The following is a 1,495-nucleotide window of genomic DNA, read 5'->3' as shown; positions in this document are numbered from 1 at the left end:
GGAGCCCGGCCGGCCCGGCCAGGAGCGCCCGGCGCCGCCGTTCTCGCGTCCCGGGCCCGCCTCGGCGCTCCTTCGGCCGCCACGGCCCTCGGAGGGCTCGCGCGACGGCTTGTCGTACGCCCGGAACGAGCGGTCGGCCGCCCAGAAGGAGCGGTCGGCGTCAGGGGGCGCCTCGCCGCGGCGGGAGAAGAGATACGACCCGCGCCGCCACCAACGACCCCGCCGATGGCGGCCCTTGTCGTTAGAAAAGGCCATCACACCTCTCCACGCCCGTGGGCCCGCGCGAGCCGCCGGACCGTCGGGGGGCACCCGGCGAGGGGCTCCTGATCGGGTTCCACGGTACGACGCGTACCTCCCCCAGTCACCCGAAATGGTGCATGTAGGTGACACGATCACGTCGCGGATGGCTTACAGTTCGGGCATGGCAGGTGTCCTAATCGGCCTGGCGCTGCTGGCCTTCTGGCTCTACTCCCTCTTCGACGTGATCACCACCCCCGAGGAAGCCGTCCAGAACGTTCCGAAGGCGCTGTGGCTGCTCATCGTCGTGCTGCTCCCCGTGGTGGGCGGCCTGTTCTGGCTCGTGCGCGGGCGCCCGCACGCGCCGAGCGCCGGTCGGCACGCGCCCCGTCAGCCCGGCTTGCCGCTTCCCCCCGCCCCCAAGGGCCCCGACGACGACCCCGAGTTCCTCCGCGAGCTGGACCGCCGCATGCGCGGCGACGACTGAGCTCGGGGGGCCGGCGTTCCTAGCCGACGTCGGCGTAGCTGTGGAGCCCGGAGAGGAAGATGTTCACGCCGACGAGGTTGAACAGCAGGCAGGCGAAGGCGGCCAGCTGCACGATCGTCGCCGCGCGCCCGCGCCAGCCCGCCGTGACGCGGGCATGCAGGTAGGCGGCGTAGGCCACCCACGTGATGAACGACCAGACCTCCTTGGGGTCCCAGCCCCAGTAGCGCCCCCACGCCTTGTCCGCCCAGAGCGCCCCCGCGATGACGGCGAACGTCCACACCGGGAAGGCGAGCACGATCGCGCGGTGGGCCACCCGCTCCAGGTCCTCCCGCGACGGCAGATGTGACAGGCCGTCGCCGCGCACCAGGTAGAGGATGCCCGACAGCCCGGCGACGATGAACAGGCCGCTGGCCAGGATGGCCGCCGTGACGTGGATGGCGATCCAGTAGGAGTTGAGCGCGGGCACCACCGGCCCCGCGGCCGTGTAGAGGTACTTGACCGCGAAGCCGAGCCCCAGCGCCGCCGTGAGCATGACGAAGGGGCCGAGGAAGCGTACGTTCTGCCGCAGCTGCGTGGCCAGGAACGCCGTCACGGCGGCGAAGCAGATGGCCACCACGAACTCGTACATGTTGCCCCACGGCCACCGGTCCACGGCCAGGCCGCGGGTCACGATGGCGCTGAGGTTGGCCGCCCAGCCGCCCCAGCCGAGCAACAGGCCCGCGAGCCCGGCCATGGCCGCCCAGCGCGGCGGCCCGGCCACCCCGCCCTCGG

2 protein-coding genes and 1 pseudogene are annotated in these 1,495 nt (G+C 72.8%); 1 reads left to right on the top strand and 2 read right to left on the bottom strand.

Going from position 1 to position 1,495, the window contains the following annotated elements:
* Window positions 1-255 (bottom strand): annotated as a pseudogene (locus tag DQW85_RS44765) (hypothetical protein); the annotation flags it as partial.
* Window positions 256-421: 166 nt separating this feature from the next.
* Between DQW85_RS44765 and DQW85_RS23180 the strand changes: the two are divergent.
* Entirely contained in the window at window positions 422-724 is a 303-nt protein-coding gene (locus tag DQW85_RS23180) for a PLDc N-terminal domain-containing protein (protein ID WP_113702219.1), read from the top strand.
* A 19-nt stretch (window positions 725-743) separates the two neighbouring features.
* On the opposite strand, the gene ccsB is transcribed toward DQW85_RS23180, so the two are convergent.
* On the bottom strand, window positions 744-1,495 hold a 752-nt coding region (gene ccsB, locus DQW85_RS23175), incomplete at its 5' end, for a c-type cytochrome biogenesis protein CcsB (protein ID WP_113702218.1).

Source organism: Nonomuraea lactucae (assembly GCF_003313395.1).
Lineage (GTDB): Bacteria > Actinomycetota > Actinomycetes > Streptosporangiales > Streptosporangiaceae > Nonomuraea > Nonomuraea lactucae.
This window is presented reverse-complemented; position numbering and strand designations above follow the sequence as displayed.